This is a genomic window from Nitrospirae bacterium CG2_30_53_67 (genome assembly GCA_001873285.1).
In the GTDB taxonomy this organism is placed as follows: Bacteria; CG2-30-53-67; CG2-30-53-67; order CG2-30-53-67; family CG2-30-53-67; genus CG2-30-53-67.
The window spans coordinates 1-6290 of record MNYV01000170.1; the positions used below are offsets into that span (position 1 = coordinate 1).

Annotated in this window: 5 protein-coding genes; all 5 read right to left on the minus strand. The window is 54.6% G+C overall.

What is annotated here, in order from left to right:
• Positions 1 to 150: 150 nt before the first annotated feature.
• Positions 151 to 1122, minus strand: coding sequence for a tRNA (adenosine(37)-N6)-dimethylallyltransferase MiaA (locus AUK29_10585; protein ID OIP61166.1), 972 nt, complete (start codon positions 1120 to 1122; stop codon positions 151 to 153).
• A gap of 243 nt (positions 1123 to 1365) precedes the next feature.
• The gene (locus tag AUK29_10590) at positions 1366 to 3135 is read right to left on the minus strand and encodes a hypothetical protein (GenBank protein ID OIP61162.1); all 1770 of its coding nucleotides are present in this window, start codon (positions 3133 to 3135) and stop codon (positions 1366 to 1368) included.
• A gap of 73 nt (positions 3136 to 3208) precedes the next feature.
• Positions 3209 to 4603: a hypothetical protein gene (locus AUK29_10595; GenBank protein OIP61163.1), complete on the minus strand. Its 1395-nt coding sequence runs from the start codon at positions 4601 to 4603 to the stop codon at positions 3209 to 3211.
• A complete protein-coding gene (locus AUK29_10600; GenBank protein OIP61164.1) occupies positions 4600 to 5940 on the minus strand; it encodes a hypothetical protein in 1341 nt (446 codons plus the stop codon). Before AUK29_10600 ends, AUK29_10595 begins: the two co-directional genes overlap by 4 nt.
• A gap of 14 nt (positions 5941 to 5954) precedes the next feature.
• Positions 5955 to 6272: a hypothetical protein gene (locus tag AUK29_10605; protein OIP61165.1), complete on the minus strand. Its 318-nt coding sequence runs from the start codon at positions 6270 to 6272 to the stop codon at positions 5955 to 5957.
• Positions 6273 to 6290 lie beyond the last annotated feature (18 nt).

The following is a 6290-nucleotide window of genomic DNA, read 5'->3' on the forward strand; positions in this document are numbered from 1 at the left end:
AAGTGCTAAAATCATAAGGGGCCGAGGATTATAGGGTCCAAGGGTTCCAGTGTTTTTCTCTGAAGATTTTGCTTGCGTTTCAGTATCTCACTTGAACCCTTGACCCCTCGACCCCTGGAACCCTATGGATCTTCAACCCTCGAACCCTTTTTACCCACTCGATGGGAGAAGAACCAAATCATTCAAATTCTTTTGAACAAGATGGATCAATATTTCAAGTGAATTCTCAAGTGATCCGGAGGTCCCGATGTCCAGCCATTGGATTCTCGGTTCAGCCTTGAACCAAGTCATCTGGTGTTTGGCGAAATGGCGGGTCTCCTGTTTTAAGATCTCAACCGACTGGTTCAGGGTTATTTGCTTTTTTAGATACGGGAGGATTTCCTTATAGCCCAGCCCCTGCATGGAAACCGAGTCCATGGGGACCCCCATTTTCAGGAGGTTTTTGACCTCATTGACCAGTCCCATCGCAATCATCCTGTCCACTCTGTTTTCGATATTCAGGTAGAGGCGATTCCGGCTGGTTGTGAGACCGATCATGATGATCCGGTACTCTTCTTCTCTTATCTCCTTCTCCTCCTTCTGCAAGACGGAGATCGGTTGTCCTGTGATCTCAAAGACCTCGAGCGCCCGGATCAATCGCCGTTCATCATTAGGATGGATTCTGTTGGCAGACTCCGGATCCACTCCTTTTAACCGTCCATATAAGGCATTAGAGCCTTCCTTTAAGGCCAAATCTTTAAAGCGCTTCCTTAAGTCGGCGTCGGCCTCGGGTCCCTCAAAAAGACCATCGGTCAGGGCGCGGATATAGAGGCCGGCGCCGCCGATCACCAGGGGGATCTTCCCTGCATGATGAAGCGTTTGAATCACGGCATCGGCATCCTTTTTATATCGGCCGACGCTGTAGGCCTCCGTGGGATGGACAAAATCCACAAGGTGGTGCCGTACAAGGGACCGATCCTTGAGCGTGGGTTTCCCTGTCCCGATATCCATATATTGATAAATCTGCATGGAATCGGCGCTCACGATCTCCGTGTTCAGGCGCTGAGCCAGCCTGATGCCGTGTTCAGTCTTGCCCACGGCTGTAGGGCCGACCAGAAAGAGGATGGTTTTTTTAGAGCTCATCTCCGGATCTCCCCGATGTTTTGTCATTTCCCTGTCTACTCTATACCCTGCTATATAGCTTTGTACAAATAGGGTCCGAGGGGTCAAGGGGCCAAGGGTTCAAGTGAAATACTGAAACGCAAGCAAAATCTCCAGAAAAAAAAACACTGGAACCATAGGACCCTTGACCCCTTATGTTTTTAGTACTTCACTTGACCCCTGGAATCCTTGACCCCTTGACCCCTTATTTTTCACCACTGGTTACTATTTTCTCTGAAAACGCTTTTCTATCTCATAAAGGTCGATCCGGATCATGGTGGGCCGCCCGTGTTCACAGGTATGGGGCGAATCGGTCTCCCCGAGGTCTCGGATCAGTGCCTCCATTTCTTCACGGCTCAGACGTCTGTTGGCCTTGACCGCGGCGCGGCATGAGAAGACATGGATGATATCTTCCATGCGCCGGTCAAGTTCTCCTCCCTGCTCCAAGGCGACGATCTCTTCCAGAAGCGATCGGACGATCTCCTGGATATCCATGTCCGCGACCCACATGGGAACTCCTTTGACCGAAAAGGTTCCGCGGCCGAAGTCCTCCACCTCGATTCCAAGACGGCGAAGGGTTTTTAGGTGTTCTGCAAGGAGAATCCTCTCCTTCCCTGAAAGTTCCAGATTCACCGGGATCAGGAGCTGCTGTACGGGTATCTTCGATAGCCGATAGACCTGTTTGAACTTTTCATACAGGATCCGCTCATGGGCCGCGTGCTGATCAATCAGGATCAGGCCGTCCCTGTCCTGCGTAATGATGAACGAGTCTGCGATCTGTCCCAGCGGGACCAGGCGCTCCTTATCGAAAAGGGCTCGGACTGCCGGAGCGGGCTTCCCCGGTTCCGGCTGTATCCTGCCGGTGAAGGCCGGCCTTCCAGTCGTTCGTTCTTCATGGAACCTATGTTCTCCTGCCGTCCGGAGGTAGCTCTCCACGGCCTCTTTGACCCTCTCCACACGTTCGGAGGCCGGCCATGGGGAGGGCCTCTCATCTTCCTGCGCGCGTCCGTATCCCTGCGCGGTCTTCCGGACACTGTCCCGTGTAAAATCGTGGATCCTTTTAGGATCCGTGAATCGGACCTCGCGTTTGGCGGGATGGACATTCACGTCCACCAGGGCCGGGTCCACGTCCAGAAACAGGTAGACCAGCGGATGTCTCCCCTTCATCAAAAGGGTTTCATAGGCCGCATAGACCGCATGCCGCAGGGTACGGTCCGATACCGGGCGGCGGTTCACGAAAAAGCTTAATCCTGTCCCCGATGGTTTTGTAAATCCGGGGATCGAAATCAACCCGAAGAGGCGCAGCCCTTCCCTCCCCTCCTCCAGTTCCATGAGGTTCCCCCTTGCATCCTTGCCCAGGAGCTGAACTGAGCGTTCAAGGATGGAGGAGACCCCTGGCGATTTGATCAGGGTCCGGTCGTGGTGCTTGAGAGTGAAATAGACGCCGGGATGGGCCAAGGCAGTCTCGGTCATGATTCCCGTAATATGGGAGAGTTCGGTTTCCCTGGATTTGAGAAACTTTCTTCGTACGGCGGTATTGTAAAAAAGGCCGCGAACCTCCAAGGTCGTTCCCCTGCCCCGTCCTGCGGCGCGTACATCCTGGATTTTCCCTCCCTCGATCAGGATCTCGGAACCCGAGGACGGGTTCCCGTCCGAGGTCACGATCCGCACCTTGGAGACCGAGGCGATACTCGGGAGAGCCTCCCCTCGAAACCCGAGGGTGGCGATCTTATCAAGATCGCAAAGCTCCTTGACCTTGCTGGTGGCATGGCGTTCAAAGGCGAGAAGCGCATCGTCGCCGTTCATGCCGCATCCGTTGTCCTGCACGCGGATCAGCCGGCATCCCCCTTCCTCCACCTCCACGGAGATATCCGTGGCGCCGGCGTCCAGGGAATTTTCCACCAGCTCCTTAACCACCGAGGCGGGACGTTCAACCACCTGGCCGGCGGCGATCTTGTTGATCAGTTCATCCGTTAATATCCGTATCTGCCCCATTCTGTGTAAAGTCCTTTCCGGGAGTATGCAGTTAACCGATTGCAAATAGGCCCCTTTGAAGGGCCGTCAAACGTCAAGCCTCCGGCTTTGCCGGAGGTTGATGATTCCCTTCCACTGTTAATCGGGCCTTGTCGGGATCTACTCCCGGCCTTTCCAATTCTTCAATGAGCTGCTTCATGCTGACGCTCCCGATGCTCTGCTGAAGGGCCGCGCTGCCTCGGCTGAAAAGGTCCTGGATCAGCCTCTGTTCAGGTTCATCCTGGGAAGGAGCGGCTTGGAGAAGTTTGCCTCGTACCGCCTCAATCACCTCCGAGGCTGAAATCTTTCCCGTATCTCGGGACGGAACGAATGCATGCCTTTGATCCAACTGGTGGATAAGCCCCTCTTCCTTCAGCTTATGGAGGATCTCCTCCGCCGGCTCGTAGGCGATCCCGATTTTCTGCGAGAGTTCAAGAACGCCGGCCGGGTCCTTTCCGGAACCGAAACGGCGGGCAATCTCGATCATCATGCGCAAGGCCAGATACCCCCGGTAGCGCTCGGCCCTGATGCCTGCCGCTGCGCCCTTTTCGTACAGTTCAGGGTACTCAAGGACATAAGACAACTCCGCGCCCAGGAAGACAATGATCCAGATGATGAAGATATAGAAAAGGAGCGCCGGTATCGCAGCCACCGCCCCGTAGATCTTGCTGTAGGCGTTAAAGTGCGTGACGTAAAGTCCGAAGCCCCATTTGCACAGGGCAAAGAGTATCGCAGCGGCCGCAGCGCCTCCCACAGCCGGATAGGTCCCCACATGGGTGTACGGGAGGAGTTTATAAAGCATGAAAAAGGCCAGCCAGATCAGGATAAACGGGATGATGTAGATTAGAGAGGCCTTGAACAGGGGATGAGAAAGGAACATGGACAAAGCCGGCAGAGACTTGATCTTGGACGTCATGAAGATTGAGAGAGCGATCAGGATCGGCGCCAGGGTCAGGGTGAGCCAGAAGGAGCTGACCTTGTCCCAGAGACTGCGTCTTTCGGTGACATGCCAGATTTCGTTGAAGGTCTTCTCCATGGTGCTGACCAGAGAATAGGCGGCGACGAAGAGAAAAATGGACCCGAAGGCGCTGAGCGCGGCGGTGTTCTCGGAAAATTTATTGATGTGATTCTGGATGGTATTGAATAGATCCGCATTCGGGAAGAGGTACCGGCTGAGGAAGTTTCTCACCTCATCCTCCGAGAGTTTCAGCCTGCTGAACCATGAAAAAAACACAACCATCAGCGGGACCAGGGAGAGGATCGTGGTGTAAGTCATGGATGAGGCCCGGAGCAGACACCGGTCGTGAATGAATTCCAGCCCGACGTGGTAAATCACCTTGATCTGTTTTAAGACCCAGGCCGGAAACTTGGAATATTCATTCAGGTCCAGACTCAAGAGCCGGGCAATGAAATTCTGGAACCCTCTTGTGCGTTCGGAAGCGATATTCATGAACCGCTCACGGAGAGATTCTCGATCAGAAGGCTCGGTGATCCCACCGCGCCGTAGAAACGGAGGTCATCCCCCGCCCCTTTGATCTTCATCAGGAGATCCAGGAAATTCCCTGCGATGGCTGCGCCCCGGACCGGATGGGAAGGCTCTCCGTTTTCATACCAGATCCCTGCGGCGCCCACTGAAAATTCACCGGAGATGGGATTGGCTGTGTGCATCCCCAGGATCTCCATGATCTCAAGCCCGCTGCCCATGCCGTGAAGCAGATCATCCCGAGATTGAGAACCACGGGCTGCAAAGAGGTTGGTCGGCCCCACGTGAGGCGTCGAAGTATAACCCCTCCGGACACCGTTTCCGGTGGAACGGCCCCCCTCCTTGGCGGACGTGTAGGTGTTGTGGAGGAACCCCTCAAGCACGCCTTCACGGATGAGAAACTTGTGCCGGGTGGGAATCCCTTCATCATCAAACGGCGCCGTACCCAATCCTCCAGGGAGGCGGCCGTCGTCTATGAGCGTGAATGCCGATGCCGCCGCCTGCTTCCCGATCCTGTTTTTCAGAAGGGACTTCCCTTTCTGCACGGCATCCGCGGAGAAGGCGCTGATAAAGATTCCCAGGAAACCGACCGCCGCATAGGGCGTAAGGAGGACAGGGCATTTGACGGTGGGGATCGTTTTCGCTCCCAGCAGAGACAATGCATTTCCCGCGGCCCTTCTTCCCACCTCCTCCACGTCAAGCTGTGAAAAGAAGCGGTTGAAATCCGAGTCCCATCCCATCTGCCGGTCTTTCCCGTCGTCGGCCATCAGCATGATGCTTGCAGAACAACTGGTCCCCTGATAGGTCAGATCCGCCCCCCTTGAGTTCAGGACGGATGAGGTAAATTCAGAATCCCTGTAGCCTGCCTTCCTTATCACCTTGATCCGGGAATCCGTCCCAAGCGCCGCCTTTTCCAGAGCCATGGCACGGGAGATCCTTTCCTCCTCCGTGACTTGGTTCAGGCCGGGATCAAAGATATGAAGGTCCCCGGCCGACACCGGCTCAAGAGACGGCAGGACATGGTTCGAATCTTCATGGGTATAGGCCATGGATGCCATGGCATGTTCAATCAAATCCTGGATATCGGCGCCTTGTGAGAGGGAGGTGTAGGAAAATCCCATCCTGTTTCCGCTGAAGAGACGAAGCCCCACACCTTGGGATACGGCTTTGACGAATGCGTCGGTCTTCTGCTGTTTGACTTCGATGGTGGTCGATCTGGATTCCAGAAGATAAACCTCCACGTCCTTGACTCCTCGGCTGACCGTTTGATCGAGTATCTTGTTCCCGATTTTTTTCAGATCCATGGCTGCTCTTCATCCTATGGATTTTCTGCTTCGAGATCGAAGATCAAGGCCGTTTCATTGCAGTCCGGGAACTTGACGCACTTGATGCATTCCCCCCAGACCTTATGCGGCAGGATCTCCTTTTCAACGACATGGAAGCCGAACTTTTCAAAGAAATCCGGTTTGTAGGTCAGCGTAAACACATGTTTGACGTTTAATGATGCCGCTTCGTTCAGACAGGCACGGACCAGTTCTTTCCCGATTCCCTTCCTTTGATACTGCGGGGCCACGGCCAGGGACTTGATCTCGGCAAAATCCTCCCAGACGATGTGCAGGGCCGAGACGCCGATCATTTCCTCTTCGCTCCGGCA

Bases quoted from the DNA above. Each gene is read 5' to 3' on its own strand.
- AUK29_10585 (OIP61166.1), bottom strand. From the start codon at position 1,122: ATGAGCTCTAAAAAAACCATCCTCTTTCTGGTCGGCCCTACAGCCGTG.
- AUK29_10590 (OIP61162.1), bottom strand. From the start codon at position 3,135: ATGGGGCAGATACGGATATTAACGGATGAACTGATCAACAAGATCGCC.
- AUK29_10595 (OIP61163.1), bottom strand. From the start codon at position 4,603: ATGAATATCGCTTCCGAACGCACAAGAGGGTTCCAGAATTTCATTGCC.
- AUK29_10600 (OIP61164.1), bottom strand. From the start codon at position 5,940: ATGGATCTGAAAAAAATCGGGAACAAGATACTCGATCAAACGGTCAGC.
- AUK29_10605 (OIP61165.1), bottom strand. From the start codon at position 6,272: ATGATCGGCGTCTCGGCCCTGCACATCGTCTGGGAGGATTTTGCCGAG.